The organism is Rhodopirellula europaea 6C (assembly GCF_000338295.1).
GTDB lineage: Bacteria > Planctomycetota > Planctomycetia > Pirellulales > Pirellulaceae > Rhodopirellula > Rhodopirellula europaea.
Genome location: NZ_ANMO01000097.1, coordinates 97687 through 119350, shown reverse-complemented (window position 1 = coordinate 119350; position 21664 = coordinate 97687). Strand labels below are relative to the sequence as shown.

Below are 21664 nucleotides of genomic sequence, written 5' to 3'. Positions count from 1 at the left end.
ATGCTGTTTCGAACCAAACGTGCGAGTTTGTCACGACGTCGGTTGCTCCGTGGACTATCGCAAGGCTCCGCGGTGGGACTGAGCCTTCCTTGGCTGCATGCGATGGCCGGCGAGTCACCTGACAATTCGCCACCGGACGTGGATGCAAACGGCAAAGTCAAACCGCTCGATCGACCGCCCGTTCGCACGGCATTTTTGTTCATGCCCAATGGAGTCAACCCAACCAATTGGACGCCGCCGGAAATCGAAAACAGCGACCAATTCGAACTGACGCCGATGCTGAAACCTCTGGCCGACGTTCGCGACGAAATCGTGTTGCTGGAAAACTTGCATCACCCCAACCTGAACATGCGAAACGGGCACTGGCCGAAAGTGCCCGCGTTCTTGTCCGGCGGTTTCGTGCTTCGCACATCAGGCCGAGACATGGACACCGGCAGCATGTCGGCCGACCAATTCATCGCATCGAAGATCGGTTCGCAAACGCCGCTGCCAAGTTTGGAACTCGGCGTCGACTCGGCTTACACCGGCGTCGACAATGTGGGTGGCGGATTCACTCGCATCTATGGTTCTCACATCGCTTGGCGAGACCGAAACACGCCGCTGCCCAATGAAATCGTTCCGCAGCTCGCCTTTGATCGACTGTTCCGTGGCGGTGCCGCGTCTCCGCCCGTCTCGGGATTGAACCTGCACGATCCGAAGGTCGCGAAATCGCTGCAACGAGACACAACCAGCGTCCTCGACATTGTGCTCGAAGACGCTCGCGGATTGTCTCGGCAACTCGGCAGCGAAGACCGCGCGAAACTGGACGAGTACCTGCAAAGCGTCCGAAGCGTGGAGCAGCGCATCGAAGCATCGATGAAGCCCCAACGACGCTGGATCAACGAAGGCAAAATCGACGTGCCGCGTCCGGGCCCCGGACTTCCTGAACAGCACATTGAACACGTTCGACTGATGATGGACATCATGGTCCTCGCGTTTTGGACCGACTCAACTCGCGTTGCGACCTTCATGATGGGCAACGCTCAAACCGGCCGAAACTTCTCGTTCATCGATGGCGTGAACAGTTCCTTCCATGGGATCTCTCACCACCGAAACGAACCCGACCGGATCGCAGAATACGAGCGCATCGGCACCTGGCATGTCGAGCAGTACGCTTATCTGATTGATCGCATGCGATCATTGAAAGAAGGCGACTCGACGCTTCTAGATAACTCGATGGTTATGTTCGGCTCGACCATCCGAGACGGCAACAAACACGACATCGAAAATCTGCCACTGTTGCTGGCCGGTCGAGGAGGCGGCGTCGTTCGCACAGGACGCCGGCTGGTTGCACCCGAAAAGTCCAGGCTGTGCAACTTGTACGTCTCAATGTTCAACGCGATGGGAATCGACGCGGAACAATTCGGAACCAGCGACGGCAAGGTCGACTTGAGCTAGGCGGGCAACCGCAGTCTGAAAGACCACCGGTTTGGTCGTCCGCCAAATCTCATCACAAATCAGAACGATTCGGGATAGATCACCAACTCGATGCGGCGATTCGCGGCGCGACCGGCGGGCGTCGTGTTGTCTTGCCGTGGATTGTTTGATCCTTGAGCGACCGTAAACAATTGCTGTTCGGGCATGCCGCTTCGTCGTGTCAACCAATCCAGCACCGCACCCGTTTGAGCCGATGTGAGTTGATGAGCACTGCCGGCGGCTCCGCCATACATGGGAGCGTTGTCGGTGTAGCCTTCGATGCCGATTCGTTGACGTGGGAAAACTGAACGAAGCTGTGCCGCGGTCGGATCGAGGATCGCACCCGCTGAAGGCTGCAGTTGGCCGGTTCCTTGAGCGAACAGTTGATCGCTTGGCAACACGACCCGCAGAACTTCGCCGTCTTGTTCGACTTTCAAACCGCCCAAGTTCAAACGGCCGGCCATTTGGTTCAAGTTCGTGTTCGCACGAATCGTCGCACCGCCACGCATTTGAGCGGAGGCTCGAAAACTTCGTGCTTGAGTCTGAGCGTCATGGGCCGCGATGCGAGCCGACTCGTATTGCTGAGTCGTGTCCGACAATTGCTTGCGGACCAGGTTCAACTCGTCGCGATAAACCTGAGACTGCTGTTCGCTTTGTGCGAGTTGCGTGGTGAGCTGGCGATTGTTGTCGTCCAGCAATTGAACTCGACGGTTCAGCTCGGCCACCTGGGCCTGGATGCCGTTGACCGCGGTGGTGCTAGGTGGCGGTTGCCACACGGAAGTACCGCCGCCCGCCAAGTACGGGTTTTGCGAGCAGCCCGTTGCGACGCAGGTCCACAAAAGTGCGACCGCGAGGAAAGGCATATCGGAGCGTTGACGTAGAACGTTCATGGCACGGACGTTACGAAACGAAACCAACCAATCACAACACCGATTCGAAACGACTTTCAAAAAATCGAGCGGATTCACTCAAGAATCGCCAAATCTCGAAATCAGCCAGCAACGCAACATCAGCCCGAAACGCAACGACGGGAACCTCAGTCCGCCAAAAGCTCATCATCGACTAAAAAACGCATCACTCGTTCCGTGTCTGACAAATCATCCAGCAACAACGTCGGCTCGGCCGGGGCCAATTGTTCGCGGGAGAACTCGCCAGTCGAGACGGCCAGCGTTTTTGCACCGATCGCTCGGCCGCACAGCACGTCGGCGGGAGTGTCGCCGATCACGATCGTTTCTTGATGAGCGTCGCCGTGCCGGCGTGCCACCATCATCGCCGCCCGCCGCGCCATGTCGTCGCGATGCGCATCCAAATCGCCGCCGATGATCCAGCGAACCCACCGACGGATCTCGAAATGTTCCAGTTTCTGAGTTGCCGTCTCCGGAAAATTCCCGGTCATTACAGCAATGTCGAGGCTGGGAATTGCGTTCAATGCCTGCAACAACGGCACGATGCCGGGCAACAATGTGCCTCCCGTTCGTCGCAATTCGGCTCCAAACAGGGCTCCGTATCGACGTCGCAATCGGCCACAATTGTTTTCCGTCGGCGAAACCCGGTTTCGCTGCAACAACTCCACCATCAGGCTGCGATCAGTCCTGCCTGAAAACGAGATCTCAGTATCGGGATTTTCGACCGCGAATTCCTCTCCAATCGCTTGCCGAAGCGCTCGATTCCCGCCACCGGCGGTCGTCAAAAGCGTCCCGTCGATGTCAAATAGCAACACTCGCACGTAACCGCTGCCCCTTCCCTCTTGTTGTCTTCCTAAGTTGTCGCATGAGTGTCCCAAACGTTGACCCGTCCCACCAGCCCAATGCTTCGGCGAAAGAGGCAACACGTCCGTCGCCAGCGACCGAGGGCTTGGACAAAAGTGGCGAGCGAGTTCGCGAAATGTTTCGGCAGATCGCACCGCGATACGACGTGATGAACCACCTGCTGTCACTGAACATCGACAAATGGTGGCGACGCAAAGCGGTGCAGACGCTGAAGATTCAAGGCGACGATCCGATTTTGGATCTCTGCTGCGGGACCGGAGACCTGGCGATCGCGATCGCTGATGCCGCCGGCGCGGACGTCCAAGTCATCGGCAGCGATTTCTGCCACGCGATGCTGGAGATCGCTCGCGTCAAAGAAGCCAAACGGACTCGCGACACAGCGGGCGGATCAGGCCGACACACGATCCCGTTCTTGGAAGCGGACTCGATGGCGATGCCCTTCGACGACGACTCCTTCCAATGCGTGACCGTCGCGTTCGGGTTGCGAAACATCGCCAACACCGATCAAGGCCTCTCCGAGATGGCTCGCGTCTGCAAACCAGGCGGACAGGTCCTGGTGCTCGAATTTTCTCAGCCGACGCTGCCGGTTTTGAAACAAGCCTACAACTTCTATTTCCGACACGTGTTGCCTCGCATCGGCCAGTGGATGGCTCGCAACGACAAGTCCGCCTACGAGTACCTTCCAGAATCGGTTGGCAAGTTCCCTTGCGGTGATGCTTTGGCTGGCCGGATGCGGGACGTCGGATTGCAGCACGTGACCTTCCGCCCGCTAACGCTCGGTGTCGCAACGATCTATGTGGGCGAAAAACCAGGCGGCAAGACGGATCACGCTGAGATGGCGGCTCACCGCGAACGCGAAGCCTTGGTGGCGACATGAGCGACGGAACCAAACGTCGCCGCCGAATCGTGCTGGCGATGACGGGTGCCTCCGGGGCACCGATCGCGGTTCGTTTGCTGCAAGTCATGCGGCGCGATCCAGACGTGGAGGTTCACCTGACGATCAGCCCCAGCGGAGCGGCCGTTCTGCAACAGGAAATGGGGCTGCAACTGAATTTGCGATCGCCGGATCTAAACGCGTTGCTGGCGTGCGTGCCGCAGTGGGCCAGCGAACCAGCGCCGAAGTTCGACGAGATCGGACCGACCGGCGATGAGCGATTGCATTACCACCAGCACGATGACTACATGACACCGATCGCCAGTGGGTCGTTTCTCACCGACGCGATGGTGCTGTGCCCTTGCAGCGGCAGCACCCTGTCAGGCGTCGCTCGTTCGGCCGCGTCGAACTTGGTCCAACGTGCCGCCGAAGTGCATTTGAAGGAACATCGCAAACTGGTCGTCGTGCCTCGCGAAACGCCCATGAGCGTTTTGCAAATCGAGAACATGCACCGTCTGGCTGCTGCCGGTGCCGTACTGCTTCCCGCGATGCCGGGTTGGTATCACGATGTCAAACGAATCGAAGACCTGGTCGACTTTGTCGTCGCAAGGATTCTCGATCAAATCGGTTTGGACAACGGATTGATCCAACGATGGAAGGACGCATGAAGCGGGAACAACGATGGCAAAACTGAATGACTGGCTCGGCCTGATCCGCTTTTCGCACACCATTTTCGCACTCCCATTCGCGATTCTGGCGGCTTTCCTCGCTTGGGCGACTCCGTTGCCCGAGACCTCGCCGGTAGCCTACCCGCAGATTAGGGCTCAGGATATCGTCGGCATCCTGCTGTGCATGGTCTTGGCCCGCAGCGCAGCGATGGCATTCAACCGCTGGGTCGATCGACGAATCGACGCCGCGAATCCTCGTACCGCTACTCGCCACATTCCCGCCGGAAAGCTATCCGCTCCGTCCGTGCTCGCGTTCACGGTACTTTGCGGAGTCGGATTCATCGCCTCGACGCTGCTGTTTCTGCCCAATCGATTACCGCTTTTTGCATCCGTTCCGGTGCTGTTGTTTCTCTGCGGTTATTCGCTCGCCAAGCGTTTCACCTCCTCCGCACACCTGTGGCTGGGCATCGCACTCAGCCTGTCGCCGATCTGTGTCTGGGCCGCAATTCGCGGTGAAGTCGTGCTTCAGCACCCCAGCGATTTCTGGGTCCCCGGATGGCTGGCCGTCGCGGTCGCGTTTTGGGTGGCAGGGTTTGACATCATCTATTCGTGCCAGGACGCCGAGTTCGACGCCGCCGAAGGACTGCACAGCGTTCCGTCTCGCCGCGGCGTTTCGGGCGCCCTGCGGGTTGCGGCGGTCTCACATGTTGCGATGATTTTAGCGTTGGGTTTGCTGGCCTGGACGGGAGGATCCTCCGGTCTGGGGCTGGTCTTCCTCATCGCCGTCATGCTAACTGCCGCTTTGGTCATTTACCAACATCAATTGGTTTCGCCGAGCGACCTGTCTCGCGTCAACCAAGCCTTTTTTCATACCAACGCGATCGTCAGCCTGATTCTGATGACCGCCGGCGTGATCGACTGCTTTGTTTAGCGGTTGATTTCCTGTGCGGTTCGCAACACGCCGACCAATCGTCCTTTTCGCATTGCCTTTCCCTTCGAATCATCACCATGCAAGCCAACGAACGAGACGCCCGCTTTCGCGAAATTCGTGACAAGGTCGAATCTGAACAACGCCTGTCGATGGAAGACGGTTTGTTTCTTTACGAACCCGAAGTTTCGATCCAACAGGTCGGCGAACTGGCCAACTACGTTCGCGAACGAAAGAACGGCAACGTTGGCTACTACAACATCAACACGCACCTCAACCCGACCAACGTTTGCGTTTACCGATGCCGATTTTGTGCGTTCCGCAAAGATCTGCGGGACGAAAATGGATACGCGATGACGGATGAGCAAATCCTACATCGCGGTGCGGAGGCAACGGCCAACGGGTGCACCGAAATGCACATCGTCGGCGGTTTGCACCACCAAAGAAAGTACGAGTGGTATCGCGACATCATCTCGATGCTGAAAGAGAACTACCCGAAGATTCACCTGAAAGCCTGGACCGCCGTCGAAATCGACTGGTTCCGATTTCAAACCAAGAAGTCGTTTGAGTGGGTGCTGGACGACATGCGTTCCGCGGGACTGGGAAGCATGCCGGGTGGCGGAGCCGAAATCTTCCACCCCGAAGTTCGTGATCAACTTTGCGAACACAAAGCCAACACGCCGGCTTGGTTAGAAATCCACCGCACCGCGCACCAAATTGGTTTGAAAACGAACTGCACGATGCTGTACGGCCACGTCGAAAAGGCCTACCACCGAATCGACCACCTGATGCGCCTGCGTGAATTGCAGGACAAAACCAACGGATTCCAAGTCTTCATCCCGCTCGCCTTCCACCCCGACAACACGAAGCTGTCGGATCTGAAAAAGCCCTCGGGGCTGATGGATTTGCGAACGATGGCGATCAGCCGCTTGATGCTGGACAACATCCAGCACATTAAGGCTTACTGGATCATGCTGGGCATCGAGACGGCTCAGACGGCATTGGCCTACGGAGCCGATGACATTGACGGAACCGTCCGGCACGAATTGATCTACCACGACGCCGGTGCGAAGACGCCCGAGTTCATGTCCGTGGACCAGATAAAAGACCTGATTCGCGAAGCGGGCCGGGACCCGATCGAGCGTGACACGACTTACAACCGCGTGATTCGCGACGAAAACGACTTCACGGTCTGGCAATCAGGCGAAAGCGTCGATGCCGACGCTCAGCTGGCTGGAGCCTAAGAAACGCGGGAGATAGGTGCCATCTGTCATAACCCGCGGCGTAAGCAAGGCACACAGCCCACGTTTCACACCCGCAGCGTAAGCAAGGCTACCAATTCGCGCAAAAAAAAACGCGGCAACCATTGAGGCTGCCGCGTTATTGTTTTCAATTGGAAGACGTCTTTCGATCACGCGCCGCTGGTTTGCAATTGCCCAGCGATGGCCGATTCCATGCCAAACTTCATCAGCGTCTCTTGCAAGATCGCTCGGTCGGCATCGTCCAGTGGGACCATCGGCAAACGCATTTCGCCGGTGTCACGTCCGACCATCTGCATCGCAGCTTTGACCGGGATCGGATTCGTCGCCAGCCCCAGCATTTTGCTGCACAGGGAATACAAACGATGATGCAGTTCGGCTGCCTTCGTGTAATCGCCCGCCGCTGCTGTTTGAACCATTTCTAGCAACACCGCTGGAACCAAATTGGCCGCCACGGAGATCACGCCTTCGGCTCCGACGCTCATCATCGGCAATGTCAACGAATCATCGCCCGACAGAACGGTCAGGTCGGTCGCACCCAAGACCGCAGTGCATTGATCCAGTGACCCAGTCGCTTCTTTCACCATCGTGATGTTCGACAATTCCGCCAAACGCACGATCGTGTCGACTTCGATGTTCTTCGCCGAACGACCGGGAATGTTGTAGACACAGACCGGGATGTCGACGGCTTCCGCGACGGCGCGGAAGTGTTGATACATGCCTTCCTGAGTTGGCTTGTTGTAGTACGGAGCGACTTGCAACGTCGCATCCGCACCTTCATCGGCGGCTCGACGAGTCAATCGCAACGCTTCTGCTGTGCTGTTGCTGCCCGTGCCCGCCATGACCTTGACGCGGCCGGCGACGTGTTGAATCGTCAACGAGATCACACGTTCGTGCTCGTCATGCGTCAGCGTCGGTGACTCGCCCGTCGTTCCGCATGGCACGATGCACGTCACGCCCGCGTCGATTTGAAAATCGATCTGTTCAGCCAAACGTTTCTCGTCGACTTGTCCATCACGAAAGGGAGTCACAATGGCGGTGGACAAACCAGCGAAATCGCTGCCTTTTCTGGGAGACATCAAGCACGTCCGGAACAAAAGTCAAAAAACAGGGTCATGGAACAAGCGAGCAGTTTAACGTTTTCTCAAAACATTTCACGGGCCAAAATGCGGCCGAAACGAACAGTCTGAGCGATCGGTCTCGGTTCACGCCGTCCTATCGCTGCCGCAATCGGCAGCGACCGCCCAAACGCATTCAATCGACGGTTCCGATCGCGAATGATCTTCAAACGCGACGAGCAGACCTCGTGCGAGAATGAGCGTTAGCGACCAGTCGATGGCAAGCGAAAGCCGAAATTGACATGCGAACACAAAACTGGACGCAGAGTCAGTCCGCGGGACGAGGAAACATTCGACTCGCCCAAACTCAGACACGTCCGCAAAAAAGAAGTTCGGCAGAAGCACCATTGCGTTGCCGAAGTGCGAAACGTCTGTTGAATTCCCAGGTCGCCAAATCCGCGTGGAACCGACGACCAGTGTCTGAGAATTCGTGAGAGATCAATCCAAGCGGAATTAGACCAAGTTCTTGCGAACGGCCCAAACAGCGGCTTGGGTACGATCCGAAACGCCGAGCTTACGCAGGATGTGCTGCACGTGCTCTTTGACCGTTTCGTAGCTGATGCCGAGCATCTTAGCGATCTCTTTGTTGGTCAGTCCCAACGCCATTTGACGCAAGACTTCGCTTTCGCGCTGAGTCAACGGCACGTCGATGTCTTGGTTCATCCGAGGAGTCGCCAAGGCACCGGTGACGCGACGAAGTTCTTCGCGAGTCCAGGACTGTTGACCATCGAAAGCCAGATTCAAAGCTTCGATTAGACGCGAAACGGGCGCCGTCTTTAGGATGTACCCGCATGCACCTAGTGCAACCGCGCGAGCGACATAGGTTGGGTTGTCGTATCCGGAAAACAACAGGATCGGCAGATCCGGGTGATCAAGCTTGATCCGACCAAGCGTGTTCAGACCGTCGCCGCCTTCCATCCGAATATCGAGCAATACAGCGTCGAGAGGGGTGTTCGATACGATCTCCAACGCGTCGGCAGCTTTGTCTGCCTGCGCGACCACATCAATGCCGGTTCCCTCAAGGGCGGCCAAAGTTCCCAAACGGGAAACTTCGTGATCGTCGACGATCAGTAGGCGTTTTGACATCAGTTTTTTCCATTCAGAGAAGAGGTATGAGCGGGAGCCGTGGTGGGCTGCTGGGCAATCGAGGGGTAAAAGCGGGTTGTAACTCAATCAACTAATAACGCAAACCGGTTTAGTTGACATGTGACGCATCTGACCATCGACATCGCACCGCACGATCCTTTGCACGCTAAATCTTAGCTCATGGTAGCCAGGAGGCCAGCGACGATCCGGTCATTCGGGCGATGCCCTAGTAGCACCTCCGGTGCCAAACTGCCTTAAAAGCACTCATTGCAAGCAAAAACGGGGGGTTTCCGCCAATCCCCTCCAGCGAGCGAGACAGTTGGTAAAACAAGCGACGCTCAATTTTATCCCCCTGCAGTGGTTCAACCCGCATCACTGTGAGGGTGTTTTTAATCCGATTTTGTCACACGACTGGTAAACGTATTTTTTTCGGAAAAGGTTCCAAAAATTTTGATAACTCAACAATGTCTTTGCTGAATTCCCATCCGCCGATCAAAGGAGAACTCTCCCCTCCACCCCGGATGGACCATCAATGCATCTCTATACGACGGGCTTCCCCGATTGGATCACTTCGGCCCGCACTGCACGCCATTTAACCCCGATTGGGCGATGACCGGCATCGCCGTTGGTTGTAAGTCGATGCGCAAAAGATGCGCAAATCATATCGACTGACAAGGCCGCAAAGTTTACGAAATGCTCCTGTGCCAGACCAATTAAAAGTAGAAACTTAACATTGCGCACGCTGACAATATAACTTACTCGTGAAACAGGTCGTTCCTGCCGTCATCTAAACATGGTCACGGCATCAGGCTGAGCAACACATAGTTACAACTGAAACCGCCTTGAGAGCTTCCAGCACAAAAGTGCCTTCTTCTACCGCCGCTATTTGCAGCCTCCGCGGGTATCCGCAAAGGAATTTTCGACGCCGTTACAACGCGTTCGCACGCAGTTGCCGGTCACGTCTCCGAAACTCGCGAGCTCAGATCACGGCTGGCCGGTGGGACGTATCGGCGAATTCTCCCGATTCGTGCGATTTCGCACCGTGCGTGCGGGGGTCGTGAGACGGATGCAATACGGGTAAACTCCGCGGTTTGAAACCAAACCGGACACGGAGAATAGGATTGATGGCGAAAGGATTGTTCACCCAGGGCATGTGCGTGCTATTGCGCCGTCCGCTCGAGCTGGACGAAATCCAATCGCGGTTGAACCAATTTCAATTGGCTGGTCGCCAAGAATCACTCGATGACGAGGACTCACCCGAGACGCTGATCTATGATTTTCGTCCGGAAGTCGGCGGCCATCTGCTCGTCACACCGTCGTCGATCCCCTGGCCCGATGACATGGGTGACCCAGACGAATCGCCCGAACGATTTGTCGCTTGGTCGCTGGGCCAATTCGGTCCGCTCGCATTCCCCGGTTGTTTGTCACGAGCCTGCGATCAGACGCGGCACTGGGATGACATGCCGGACATTCAATCCGAGCACACCTGTCACATCCGGTTCCTGATCAGCTACGTCCTGGGGACCGAAGAGGAAGACGACGAAGACGAGGACGACTTGCCGCTCGTCCCTGATGATTACGAGGCGATCGACGAACTACACTTCCTAACCAAAGCCGTCGCCGTGGTTCTCGAAGCTCCCGAAGCGATCTGCTACTTCAATCCCGGCGGGGAAGTTCTCTGCGACGAGAACGTTCTTCGCCAAGGACTCAACCACGCCTGGAACTTGGAATTGCCTCCGCTCGACATGTGGACCAATGTCCGGGTGTATGTCGACGACAACCGTTTCGCCATCATGGACACGGTTGGAAACGGCCAGTTCGATTTGCCGGACATGGAGGCGGTATTCCCGCTCTCCGAATACGTTGCCGAAGACGTGGAACGCTTCCTTCGACATGCGTCGCTGTACTTACTGGCGGGCGATGAAGAAGTCACGACGGGTGACACCGCCGATGGTCCTGGAGGCCAAACGTGGCTGGCGATGGAGTGCGACCAATCACTCTCTGATCCGCCTCGCCCAACCATCCGCTGGATTCCCGAAGACGGCCGGAACATCCCCGAACACCTGCTGGACCCCGGCACGATTGAAGAAGACTTCACCTCCCTCGATGACGATGTCGACGAAGCCTTTCTGGACGACCACGAGTTTGGCTCCAGCGAGTTCGATCCCAGTGGCACAGAGTACCTCGACCCAGAACCCTTTGATCCTGACAAACCGGACGATGAAGACGACTGAGTCTCGGCCTTGCACTGCACGTCCTCACGGCAAGTTCACGGCGAAGCACTCTGCGACAAACTTCGGTTCCAGCCAATCAACGCACACCTCCATTCCGTTTCCGTTTGATCGCGATTTCCTTCTGACCTGAAACGCAGACCATGTCTCATACAATTGTCATCTTTGGTGCCAGTGGCGACTTGACCAGCCGCAAATTGGTCCCGGCGCTCTTCCGACTTTTCTCTCGCGGACGTCTGCCTGACTCGACTCGCATCGTCGGTGTTTCGCGAAGCCCCTACGAACACTCCGAGTGGCGAAAATCGCTTCGCGAAACCACCGCCAAATTCGTCGGCAAGTCGTTCAGCGATGAAGCTTGGGAATCATTTGCACCCAACATCTTTTACCAACCCGGCGACATCAAAGACGCGGACTCATTCCAATCGCTTGCGGCGTTCTTGGATGAAATCGAAGAAGGTAAATCGACCGGTCGAGTCTACTACTTATCGACCATGCCTCAGTTGTACGAAGAAGCGATCCAGCAACTCGGTGCAGCGGGACTGGCCTGTGACAAAACCGGACCGCGTCGGGTCATCATCGAAAAACCGTTCGGCACGGATTTAAAAACGGCCCAGCGTCTGAACGAATCGATCCACCACGTTTTTCGCGAAGACCAGATCTACCGGATCGATCACTACCTCGGCAAAGAAACGGTCCAAAACATTTTCGCTTTGCGATTTGCCAACAGCATCTTCGAACCGCTGTGGAACCGGAACTACATCGACCACGTGCAAATCACCGTGGCCGAAGAAGTCGTCATCGGCCGGCGAGCTGGCTACTACGACAACAGCGGCATCCTCCGCGACATGTTCCAGAACCACATTTTGCAACTGATGATGATCACGGCAATGGAGCCGCCGGCGAAGTTCGACGCGGCTTTGGTTCGCGACGAGAAAGTCAAGGTTCTTCATAGCGTCCGCAAAATGAGGGGCGGTGACTTCGCCTCCCAAACCGTTCGCGGCCAGTACGCTGGTTACTTGCAAGAAGAAGGCGTTCCGGCGAACAGCCAAACAGAAACCTTCGCCGCGCTGAAACTGTACTGTGACAACTGGCGATGGCAGGGCGTGCCGTTCTTCTTGCGAAGCGGCAAAGGCATGTCATGCCGAACGACTCAAATCGTGATCCAGTTCAAGAACGTTCCCCACCAATTGTTCGGTGGATCCAAGAAAGAGAACAAGCTCGGTAACCGATTGGTCATTCAAGTCCAACCGGCCGAAGGCATTCAATTGCACTTCGAAACCAAGGTCGCCGACGCTGGAATGAAGACCCGAACCAATCACCTAGACTTCAACTTCCAAGATTCCATCGGCGGAGAAGAAATGCCGGACGCGTATCAGCGATTGCTGTTGGACGCGGTTCAGGGCGACGCCAGCCTCTTTGCCCGTGGCGACGAAGTCGAACTGGCCTGGAGCATCATCGATCCAATCATCGAAGCATGGCGAAGCCCGGCTGCTCCGCCACTGCATACCTACCCAACTGGTCTGTGGGGCCCCGAGGAATGCTCGCAGTGGCTGTTCGACCAAAAACGAGAATGGTTCGACGTGTGCCCAGTTATCTAGGCAGCCCAAAGTCCATCCGTACCCCGCAAGCGACTGGGGCCTCCCAGTCGTATCCCCGCGACCGACCAGCCCAAATAGTCGCGCACCATGTAGTCGACCGACACTCCCAGGCGCGCGCCATGTAGTCGACCGAGGCCTCTCGGTCGACCTCACATACCGCTTCTAGCAATCGCATATCTTCCCGCAAGCGATCGGGGGCCCCGATCGCCTACATCTCTCTACCCTTCGGTTCCAAGCCCGAACCGATGCTCACCGCGTTTGGCTGCCCGCAAAGACTCCGTGGTATCTTGCTCCGCTCCCGGGTCACCCTGCGACCGCATCCAACGATCCAGCTCTCGGCCCAGCTCCGAGCGAATTTCGGCCAAACTTTCGTCTTCGATCAAATTGGTCATCTCGTAGGGATCGTGTTCCAGATCATAAAGCTCCTCTTTCGGACGCAACTGGTAACGGTGAATCAGACGAAGTAGCTCCGGCTGATCAAAGCTCTGGAACACCCAAGTCTGCCAGTACTTGTTATTCAGCTCGCCGTTGCCCTTGATGCCCATCAAGTGCTTTTCGATGTACAGGTTCTCGTTCTGCAGATTGCGGATGTAGTGATACCGCCCATCGGTGATAGATCGAATGGGATAGGACGGACCTTCAGGAACATTGTTATGCGTCCCGTAAGCATATTCACGATGGGCATCCTTCTCGTGTCTTAGCACATGAGCGAAGGAAGACCCGTCAAACACTTCTGGTTGATACTCCGCACCGGCCAAATCCATCAACGTTGGCAACACATCGGCGTATTGCACCAGAGCGTCTGTCCTGGTTCCCGGCACGATCATGCCCGGCCACTTGGCGATCAACGCCGTGTGCACGCCCGTGTTGTAGTTCGTCCACTTGTTGCCTGGAAACTGCGAGCCCTGTTCAGACGTGAACAGCACGATCGTATCGTTTGATTCACCGACCTCTTCCAACTCATTCATGATCTGACCGAACTGATCATCCATGTAAGTGATCTCGGCCAAGTACCGACCAAACGCCGATCGAGTTTCGGGCGTGTCACCAATATTCGGTGGCAACTTCAGTTTACGAGGCGGGTACGCACTCGCGTCGCCCATCACCCACGGCACGTGCGGTTCCACCAACGCAACCACCAAACAAAACGGCTGACCATCATCGCGAGCCATGAACTCACGAATGGAATCCAATTGCATTTCTTGAGTCGGATTACGAACGCAGTTTTTGTCGCAACCATCCACCATCTCGAATGGGAAAGCAGATTCCGGCGACACATGAACCTTGCCGGCCAACCCGACGCGATAGCCAACTCGTGAAAGATGCTGTGGCATGCTCTCGATGTCACCACGACTGGCCGAGTGATTCCAATTGCAGCCATTTCGCATCGGATACAAACCCGAATACAACTCGGCACGACAAGGCTGGCAAATCGCTTCGGCGAGGAACGCCCGATCGAATGTCATCCCTTCTTTGGCGAGCCTTTCCAGGTTCGGTGTTTTCGCATTCTCGCCCCCGTACATCGGCAGATCGTTGTACGTGCAATCGTCTGCCATGACGATCAGAAAATTGGGCGACTTCGTCTCTGCGTGCGCGAAAACGGGGACAAAGGCAACCGCGAAAACGGTGGCAATGGTTCTAAGAAGGAGTTTCATGAAATCCGGGCGGGATGGGGATGCTTGCGTGTGTGTGCCAGCAATTCAAAATTGAGGCAGCGTAAATATCTTACCCCCAAACACCCGAGTCAACCAAATCCCGACGAATGGACGAGCCGGCCATCGCTCAATTCCTAGTACGATGGACTTCCAAGTCCGTCGGGGGCAAAGACTTTCGACGGACTTGGAAGTCCATCGTACGGATGTTGATTCAACGATCGCAGACGCACGAGCTAAGCCGCTTCGGAAGCTTCCGATGCCGCGTTCAGCTTGTTGTAAAGCGTTTTCAGTGACATACCGAGCTCTTCCGCCACAGCTTTCTTGTTGCCGTTGTGACGAGTCATCGATCTCTCGATCGCACGCTGTTCGATCTCTCGCATTGTCATCGGAGCGGTGTCGGCCAAATCGGCACGAAGCTGACGGCGGGCGAAGTGCTGCGGCAAATGCTCCACATCGATCGGAAGTGCATCGCACAACACGGAAGCATGCTCGATCACGTTGGCAAGTTCGCGAACGTTGCCCGGCCATTGATGCGATTGCAACTCAGCCATCGCCGCTTCAGTGAAAAGCTGACCGCTCGTCCCATCGGCACGATGTCGACGCAGCAAGTGCTCCGCCAATGCAGGCAAATCGTCAATGCGATCGCGAAGCGCTGGCAGACGAAGCTCAAACGTGTTGATACGGAACATCAAGTCTTCACGGAAGGTGCCTTCGGTCACCATTTGTTCCAAATCTCGGTGAGTCGCGCAAACGACTCGCACGTCGACCTTGATACTTTGGTTGTCGCCAAGACGACGGATGTCACCGGTTTCCAACACGCGAAGCAACTTTGCTTGAACAGCCAACGGCAGCTCACCGACTTCGTCCAAGAACAACGTTCCGCCGCTTGCGACTTCGAACAATCCCATCCGTCCGGAGTCCGCTCCCGTGAACGCACCTTTGACGTGCCCAAACAGTTCGCTCTCGATCAACGTCTCGGGCAACGCGCCACAGTTGATTGCGACGAATGGCTGATCGCTGCGAAGACTCTCGTCCGCGATCGCACGAGCGACCAATTCTTTGCCGCATCCCGTTTCGCCACGGATCAAGACCGTTGATTCAGTCGGAGCAACCTTGGCGATCAATTTGCGAACCGCGTTCATCGATTGGTTCTCACCGATCAAATCCGAATCGCCTTCCGCTCGCTGCAAGCGATGACGAAGGGCGGCGACCAAACGGTTCCACTCACGACGCTCACTCACGCGTCCCATCAACGCAGAAATCTCTGCCAACCGACACGGCTTCATCAGATAGTCAAACGTGCCGTGGCGGAGGGCTTCGATCGCGGTTTCTTGACTAGGCTTGCCCGTCATAATCACCGCTTCGATCTCCGGCCGAATTTCGCGAGCACGAGCGATGACTTCGATCCCGCTCATCCCGGGCATATCGAGATCAACCAACAGGCAATCAATCGGCTCCTTCGACAGAACATCGACAGCCGTTTGCCCGTCGGGACAAACGGTCACGCGGTATCCCATTCGTGGCAACTCGGTGCCCATCAGCTTTTGCAACTGAGGTTCATCGTCCGCGAAAAGAATGTGCATACCGTTGGCTTTAGGCTGCTTGGGTTTGCTGGGCATCTTGGAACTTCCAACTTTCATACGCGGGGGAGGTGACTTCTTCGGTGATGGCAGCGATTGGCAATCGCAATTCAAATTCGCTGCCGCGGTTCTCGCCTTCGCTGCGAGCACTCAACTGACCACCGTGCTGACAAACAATTCGGTGCGAAATACTGAGACCCAATCCGGTTCCGGTGCCATCGCGGCGCCGAGTGAAAAAGGGTTCAAACAAGTGGGCCTGAACTTCGGCTGACATCCCGCAACCGGTATCCTTCACGCGAACCGTTGACGTCTTGGGACCTTGCTGGATGTAGATGCTCACGTCGCCGTCGCAATCCACGCTTTCGAGTGCATTGGTCACCAAGTTTAAAATGACTTGGCGAATCTCTTGATCGTTTGCATAGACGATCGCCGTTTCGTCACCGAACAACCGCAGGGACTGACACTTGTACTTTCCAAGTGTTCCGACCATTTCGATCACGTCGTTGACCAACGGCACGATGTCAAACGAAGTCTTCTCGACCTGTCCCATTCGACTGAACAACAACATCTTTTCGATGATCGACTTGCACCGGAAAGCTTCGCCTTCGATGCGTTGCAGGTTCTCACGCCAATTCTCAGTCATCTCGCTGTCGAGCAATCGCTCGTCGTCGGGCAGCATCATCAAGTCGTTCATTCGCGACTCGATCGCTTCGGCGCTCCAAGCAATCGCGGCCATCGGATTGTTGATCTCATGAGCGAACCCCGCCGCCAAGAAACCGACGCCGGCAAGCTGTTCGTTGCGAATCACTTCCTGAGAACGCACCTTCACTTCTTGATCCAATTCGTCGCACATCTTTTCGATGTGAGCCATGCTGTTTTGGAAGCGATCGGTCATCTCATTGAGAATGACGGCCAACTCGCCAAGTTCGTCACCCGTGCCCAAATCGATCCGGTGCCCAAACTGGCCACGTGATACTAAACGGGCACCAATGACGAGATTGTTGAACGGCGCCAAGACGCTGGTTTGAAAGATCCACACCATCAATGCGGCGATAATCATCGATGCGGCAAACGCGACCCAAGCGATGCCGATCCCAAGTCGATAGCGGCCTTTGACATGATCACTGAACGCCGCCATTTGTCCGTGTATCAAAACAAGGTGAGCACGCGTCTTTTCGACCAAATCATCGAGGGTCTCTCCCATCTTGTTGCGACTGGAACGACGATCGATGACCAAATAGTCCAAGTTGTTTTGATTCTGCTCAATCTCAGACAATATTGAACGGATCGTTTTCAACGAATCACGTTGCGTTTCAGGATTGATTAGCGTCGAACCAGCCTCCACATCTTTGGGCTGTTCAATCTTGACCGTCACCATGGTGAAATAGCGATCGAGTGCCGAACCCAACTCATTGATGGTGTTGTGAAACTTTTCACTCTCCATTTGAAGATTCGAGTGCGGCATTCCAAAGGGATCGATCATGGTTGCCTGAGCGCGCATCTGGCACAAACGCGTGTTGCTGTCGCGTGCCTTCGCGGCGGCTTGAGCGATCTGCGTTGCCATCGGCAACTCCTTGGCTCGCGAACTGATCGCGTCGGCCAAGTTTCGGTATTGGTACAACCCGATGATCCCGACACCGCCGAGCGTGATCACTAAGGCGACCAAAACCAGCGTCCCGGTCAGCAGCTTGACTTGAATCGAGCCAATCTTCGGGAACTTGCCTCGCGGAGCCAAACGCCAGACTCTTGAATCGGTTCGCAAACGTGGGATTCGCCGAGACCAATTGGTTGCCGACTTTTCAGCAGCGGCATCCTCGCCTGACGTAGGATTTGCCTCGGCAGGAGACTTCGGCGCTGCAAAAAGAGGTTCGGCGACCGAGTCCGGGACCGCGTCACGGTTGGACATCGAAATCGTCGCGTCGTCAGCAGATGACTCATCCGAACCGGAGCCAAATAGCGACGCCGTGGGATGCGTTGCAGAGAGGCTGCCCGCCTCATGGGGTCCATTTTTTCGCATCCGAATCGGCCTCCCTGACCATCACGGTGTGAAACATCCTGTTCAACATTTCGAAGCGTATCGTTGGCTTGGCGGAGTGGCAAGAGCGGATCGAACTTGCGTTCCCAAAGCGTGATTTCCTATATCCCCACGTTGAACTTTGCTCCACGATCGCCGGGGACCGTCACACGTGACCAAGACCATCTTTTTTTCCGTCGGGGAACCCAGCGGTGACCAACACGCCGCTCGATTGATTCGTCAATTGGCGAATCCCGGCGGCTTGGCGATGCGAAACGACCAGCGAATCATTTGCCGCGGTTTTGGCGGCCCTTCGATGCTGGCGGCCGGTTGCCGCGTTGACTTGGACCTGACACGCCACGCCGTCGTCGGAATTGTGGAAGTCCTACCAAAACTCCGCGAATTTTTTCGCTTTGCCGACCAAGCCGAAGACATCTTCCGGTCCGGATCGGTGGACTCGGTCGTCCTGGTCGACTTTCCCGGATTCAATTGGCACATCGCGAAACGAGCTAAGAAGTACGGTATTCCGGTTCACTACTATTGCCCGCCACAGTTGTGGGCTTGGGGTGCATGGCGAGTTCGCAAGATGAAACGCAGCGTCGATCACGTGGTCGCTGTATTGCCGGTCGAGCAAACGTTCTTCAAGCAACATCAAATCCCAGTCAGCCTGGTCGGGCACCCGTTCTTTGACGCCGTTGCCGAACAAAAACTCGACACGGCGGTCATGCGTCGCTTCCAAAGCCAACAAAATTCCGGCGAACGAATCGTTGCGGTTCTGCCAGGATCACGTGACCACGAAGTCCGGTCGAACTTCCCCATTCAATTGGAAACCATCCGCCGATTGGACCGCGAAATGAGCGAGTCCGGTGAAAACGTGCGTTTTGCCGTCGCTGCCTACCGCGACAAGCAATGCCTTTGGTGCCGAGAACAACTGTCCGAAGAAGACAAAAACTTGCCGATCGATTTCTACGTCGATTGCACGTCCGAAATCATCGAAGCCGCCCACTGTGCGATGATGGTCAGCGGCAGCGTCAGCCTGGAATTGCTGGCCCGCGAAACTCCCGCCGCGGTGATTTACCGTGTCGGACGAGTCTTGCACGCGGTCGGAAAACGCGTTTTGAAGATCGACAGCGTCACGCTCCCGAACCTGATGGCCGGACGCAAACTCTTCCCCGAGTTCATCTCGGTTGGTGACCCGGAACCCGCGGTCGATTTTCTGACCGAAACCATGCGAGCGATGCTGCAGGACAGCTTTTACTACGCCAAAATCCGGCGAGACCTCCAGAACCTGCGAAATGAACACGCCAGTCCCGGGGCGTCTCAAAGAGCCGCGGAACTACTGCGTTCCAAGCTGTTCGGCGAACTCGAAACGCTCCCAGAAAAGAATTCTCTGGGTATGCAAACCCAAATGCGAAACGCTGCGTAACAGCCCGGGTCCAACTTCCCCCGTGGTCCTCTTTTCGTAACCTCGCCGAAATGAACCAGCCTGAATCGTCCAAGTCGTTGTTTTTGGGCGGTGCCGCGAAAGCCACCGCCGCCAATCGCGAAAAGGATGTTCCCAGAATGGGAGCCGAATCGGGCTACGAAGCGGTCGTGGTTGATGACGTCGCACCGGTTCGCATCAGCGCCTTCATCGGTTTCCTGATCTCGCTTGCCAGCTTCACCGCCGCGGTTGCCAAACCAATGCTGGTGCTGCCAGCTTTGGCGATTGCGATCTGCTTGTTTGCGCTGCGAAAGCACAGTGGAAGTGCCAAACCCGTTGGCACCACGGTCGCCAGAATCGGCCTGGTGCTAGCTTGCCTGTTCGGTTCGACCGGGTTCTTTGTGCACTACCTGAAGTACCGAACGCTCGGCGACCAAGCGACCTACTTCGCACAGCAGTACCTCGAACTGGCTGCCAACGGTGAAGAAGCCCTGGCACTCGAGTTGCAAAAGTCGGCTCCCAACCGTCAAGTTTCGACGATGAAGTTGGACGCGGCTTACGAGTTGGATCAATCCGCTCAGGAACAGCTCGAGACGTTTCGTGCGGGTGCTTATTCGGATGTCAAACGGCTCGGCCCAGAAATCCAGTGGGAACTCGACCGTCGACCTCGCGTCTTCCAGAAGTACGGCCGTGAAAAGGTCGACACGTACTGGCGAGATCCGACCGGGCAATTCGACAACGTGATTCAAATCGAACTGCAATGGAATCCGTCTCGCAGCGAAGACGAATCCGATTGGCATGTGACGCTGTTCCAAATTGAACGCGAATTGATCGTCGCGCCGGTCGTTCTTTAGCGGGCGTGGAACTCATCGCAAAAAGCTTTTCAGTCTGAATTCCGTTCGCATTTCGCGAACAACATCGGATTGGGGTGGCGTCGAATTGCTGGCAGTGCTTACGACCAAGTTTCCGGTTGTATTCCCCGCCGCTTGCCCTCTGACGTTCATCATGCCAGCTCGATCCACCGCTCTCATTTGCACCGTTTCGTCGTTGCTGATTTCCTGCTTCCTCTTGACCACTCAAACCGGTTGCCTGGGTTTGATGTCCAACTTGATGCACGCCGTTGGTGCCGATCAAGTTCCCGCGGAATGCGAAGAACTCAAGGATTCCAAGGTCGCGGTTGTGACCTTCACCGACCGCAGCCAATACAGCGAAGACATCGCCGCACGGACTCTGTCGCGAAAAGTCAGCGACATCCTGCTCAACAAAATCAAAGACATCAGCCTGGTTCGCGAAGATCAAATCCAAGAGTTCCGCGACACCCACGGTTGGGAAAACACGGACTTCCTAGACATCGGCAAAGGGGTCGAAGCAGAGAAGGTCTTGGCAATCGAACTGACCGGCATGAAGCTCCGCGAAGGTGCGACGCTTTATCGCGGATCCGCGGCCGTGACCTTGACCGTCCTCGACGTCGAAACCGAATCCGTCATCTTTCGCAAAGAGATCGACGAATTCATGTTTCCCTCGACGGCGGGGCAATACACCAGCGAGACGACCGAGTCGAAATTCCGCAAGCTTTATCTGCAAATGCTCGCCGAACGCATCGGCCGAGTGTTCCACCCCTACGACTTCGCCGACACGATCGCGATGGACGGGGCAATCGCCAGCCAGTGAGCTGGGCGAACGTTTTCGACGCTCCCCGTGTCTGATTGCGTGAGCAGATTCTTGTTCCGCGTCGGACGCCGCACAAACACCCGCGCGACCGTGCTGGAGAGACCCTCCGTCTCGGAAGTCGTGCAGATATCTGCTACCGGTTTTCGGCAGATTTCCACATGGTTTCTCTCTCCTGAAATGAAGTTTGGGAAGAGCTCGAGCGAATCCGTCCAGGCATACGTGAGGGCGAGGGCCGAGCATGGGAAGTGGTCAGCAGCCCTCCGGCCGCACTTTTATGGCCAACTGGTGTCGCAGTACTTCACCTTGCGAAATTTCTGCCTCAGCAAAGCAACTGC

Annotated in this window: 17 protein-coding genes; 10 read left to right on the top strand and 7 right to left on the bottom strand. The window is 56.2% G+C overall.

Going from position 1 to position 21664, the window contains the following annotated elements; genetic code table 11:
* Complete coding sequence (locus RE6C_RS09065) at window positions 1-1437, top strand: DUF1552 domain-containing protein (protein ID WP_008655829.1); 1437 nt, start codon at window positions 1-3, stop codon at window positions 1435-1437.
* Window positions 1438-1496: 59 nt separating this feature from the next.
* On the opposite strand, the gene RE6C_RS09060 is transcribed toward RE6C_RS09065, so the two are convergent.
* Together RE6C_RS09060 and RE6C_RS09055 are read right to left on the bottom strand one after the other, a co-directional pair.
* Entirely contained in the window at window positions 1497-2345 is an 849-nt protein-coding gene (locus RE6C_RS09060; protein ID WP_008655828.1) for an OmpA/MotB family protein, read from the bottom strand.
* Between the two features lie 146 nt (window positions 2346-2491).
* Window positions 2492-3181 carry an HAD family hydrolase gene (locus RE6C_RS09055; RefSeq protein WP_008655826.1) on the bottom strand — a complete coding sequence of 230 codons (690 nt, stop codon included), beginning with the start codon at window positions 3179-3181 and terminating at the stop codon, window positions 2492-2494.
* 44 nt (window positions 3182-3225) lie between these two features.
* Between RE6C_RS09055 and ubiE the strand changes: the two genes are divergently transcribed.
* The 4 genes from ubiE to mqnE all read left to right on the top strand — a co-directional run bounded on the left by ubiE (window position 3226) and on the right by mqnE (window position 6938).
* Window positions 3226-4101, top strand: coding sequence for a bifunctional demethylmenaquinone methyltransferase/2-methoxy-6-polyprenyl-1,4-benzoquinol methylase UbiE (gene ubiE / locus RE6C_RS09050; RefSeq protein ID WP_008655825.1), 876 nt, complete (start codon window positions 3226-3228; stop codon window positions 4099-4101).
* Window positions 4098-4766, top strand: coding sequence for a UbiX family flavin prenyltransferase (locus RE6C_RS09045; protein ID WP_008655823.1), 669 nt, complete (start codon window positions 4098-4100; stop codon window positions 4764-4766). Before ubiE ends, RE6C_RS09045 begins: the two co-directional genes overlap by 4 nt.
* A gap of 13 nt (window positions 4767-4779) precedes the next feature.
* Entirely contained in the window at window positions 4780-5697 is a 918-nt protein-coding gene (locus tag RE6C_RS09040) for a UbiA-like polyprenyltransferase (protein WP_008655820.1), read from the top strand.
* Between the two features lie 77 nt (window positions 5698-5774).
* Complete coding sequence (gene mqnE, locus RE6C_RS09035) at window positions 5775-6938, top strand: aminofutalosine synthase MqnE (protein WP_008655819.1); 1164 nt, start codon at window positions 5775-5777, stop codon at window positions 6936-6938.
* Window positions 6939-7105: 167 nt separating this feature from the next.
* On the opposite strand, the gene dapA is transcribed toward mqnE, so the two are convergent.
* Together dapA and RE6C_RS09020 are read right to left on the bottom strand one after the other, a co-directional pair.
* A complete protein-coding gene (gene dapA, locus RE6C_RS09030; RefSeq protein ID WP_008655817.1) occupies window positions 7106-8032 on the bottom strand; it encodes a 4-hydroxy-tetrahydrodipicolinate synthase in 927 nt (308 codons plus the stop codon).
* A 492-nt stretch (window positions 8033-8524) separates the two neighbouring features.
* Window positions 8525-9157, bottom strand: a complete 633-nt coding sequence (locus RE6C_RS09020) for a response regulator (RefSeq protein WP_008655814.1) — start codon at window positions 9155-9157, stop codon at window positions 8525-8527.
* 1124 nt (window positions 9158-10281) lie between these two features.
* Between RE6C_RS09020 and RE6C_RS09015 the strand changes: the two genes are divergently transcribed.
* The gene (locus RE6C_RS09015; RefSeq protein ID WP_008655813.1) at window positions 10282-11391 is read left to right on the top strand and encodes a DUF4261 domain-containing protein; all 1110 of its coding nucleotides are present in this window, start codon (window positions 10282-10284) and stop codon (window positions 11389-11391) included.
* Window positions 11392-11531: 140 nt separating this feature from the next.
* Window positions 11532-12986 carry a glucose-6-phosphate dehydrogenase gene (zwf, locus tag RE6C_RS09010; protein WP_008655810.1) on the top strand — a complete coding sequence of 485 codons (1455 nt, stop codon included), beginning with the start codon at window positions 11532-11534 and terminating at the stop codon, window positions 12984-12986.
* Window positions 12987-13204: 218 nt separating this feature from the next.
* On the opposite strand, the gene RE6C_RS09005 is transcribed toward zwf, so the two are convergent.
* From RE6C_RS09005 to RE6C_RS08995, 3 genes are all read right to left on the bottom strand, one after another.
* On the bottom strand, window positions 13205-14641 hold the full coding sequence (locus tag RE6C_RS09005; protein ID WP_008655809.1) for a sulfatase family protein: 1437 nt from the start codon (window positions 14639-14641) through the stop codon (window positions 13205-13207).
* Window positions 14642-14874: 233 nt separating this feature from the next.
* Window positions 14875-16224 carry a sigma-54-dependent transcriptional regulator gene (locus RE6C_RS09000; protein WP_008655808.1) on the bottom strand — a complete coding sequence of 450 codons (1350 nt, stop codon included), beginning with the start codon at window positions 16222-16224 and terminating at the stop codon, window positions 14875-14877.
* Between the two features lie 10 nt (window positions 16225-16234).
* Window positions 16235-18127, bottom strand: coding sequence for a sensor histidine kinase (locus tag RE6C_RS08995; RefSeq protein ID WP_008655806.1), 1893 nt, complete (start codon window positions 18125-18127; stop codon window positions 16235-16237).
* Between the two features lie 280 nt (window positions 18128-18407).
* On the opposite strand from RE6C_RS08995, the gene lpxB reads away from it, so the two are divergent.
* The 3 genes from lpxB (at window position 18408) to RE6C_RS08980 (ending at window position 21329) form a co-directional block, all read left to right on the top strand.
* The gene (gene lpxB / locus RE6C_RS08990) at window positions 18408-19661 is read left to right on the top strand and encodes a lipid-A-disaccharide synthase (RefSeq protein WP_008655805.1); all 1254 of its coding nucleotides are present in this window, start codon (window positions 18408-18410) and stop codon (window positions 19659-19661) included.
* Window positions 19662-19711: 50 nt separating this feature from the next.
* Window positions 19712-20512, top strand: a complete 801-nt coding sequence (locus RE6C_RS08985; RefSeq protein WP_008655804.1) for a hypothetical protein — start codon at window positions 19712-19714, stop codon at window positions 20510-20512.
* Window positions 20513-20663: 151 nt separating this feature from the next.
* Entirely contained in the window at window positions 20664-21329 is a 666-nt protein-coding gene (locus RE6C_RS08980) for a hypothetical protein (RefSeq protein WP_008655802.1), read from the top strand.
* Window positions 21330-21664: the final 335 nt, after the last annotated feature.

Coding starts and splice junctions, on each gene's coding strand:
- RE6C_RS09000 (WP_008655808.1), bottom strand. CDS start 16,224: ATGCACATTCTTTTCGCGGACGATGAACCTCAGTTGCAAAAGCTGATG.
- ubiE (WP_008655825.1), top strand. CDS start 3,226: ATGAGTGTCCCAAACGTTGACCCGTCCCACCAGCCCAATGCTTCGGCG.
- RE6C_RS09040 (WP_008655820.1), top strand. CDS start 4,780: ATGGCAAAACTGAATGACTGGCTCGGCCTGATCCGCTTTTCGCACACC.
- RE6C_RS09045 (WP_008655823.1), top strand. CDS start 4,098: ATGAGCGACGGAACCAAACGTCGCCGCCGAATCGTGCTGGCGATGACG.
- RE6C_RS09065 (WP_008655829.1), top strand. CDS start 1: ATGCTGTTTCGAACCAAACGTGCGAGTTTGTCACGACGTCGGTTGCTC.
- RE6C_RS08985 (WP_008655804.1), top strand. CDS start 19,712: ATGAACCAGCCTGAATCGTCCAAGTCGTTGTTTTTGGGCGGTGCCGCG.
- mqnE (WP_008655819.1), top strand. CDS start 5,775: ATGCAAGCCAACGAACGAGACGCCCGCTTTCGCGAAATTCGTGACAAG.
- RE6C_RS09060 (WP_008655828.1), bottom strand. CDS start 2,345: ATGAACGTTCTACGTCAACGCTCCGATATGCCTTTCCTCGCGGTCGCA.
- RE6C_RS09020 (WP_008655814.1), bottom strand. CDS start 9,157: ATGTCAAAACGCCTACTGATCGTCGACGATCACGAAGTTTCCCGTTTG.
- RE6C_RS08995 (WP_008655806.1), bottom strand. CDS start 18,127: ATGTCCAACCGTGACGCGGTCCCGGACTCGGTCGCCGAACCTCTTTTT.
- RE6C_RS09005 (WP_008655809.1), bottom strand. CDS start 14,641: ATGAAACTCCTTCTTAGAACCATTGCCACCGTTTTCGCGGTTGCCTTT.
- zwf (WP_008655810.1), top strand. CDS start 11,532: ATGTCTCATACAATTGTCATCTTTGGTGCCAGTGGCGACTTGACCAGC.
- RE6C_RS09015 (WP_008655813.1), top strand. CDS start 10,282: ATGGCGAAAGGATTGTTCACCCAGGGCATGTGCGTGCTATTGCGCCGT.
- dapA (WP_008655817.1), bottom strand. CDS start 8,032: ATGTCTCCCAGAAAAGGCAGCGATTTCGCTGGTTTGTCCACCGCCATT.
- RE6C_RS08980 (WP_008655802.1), top strand. CDS start 20,664: ATGCCAGCTCGATCCACCGCTCTCATTTGCACCGTTTCGTCGTTGCTG.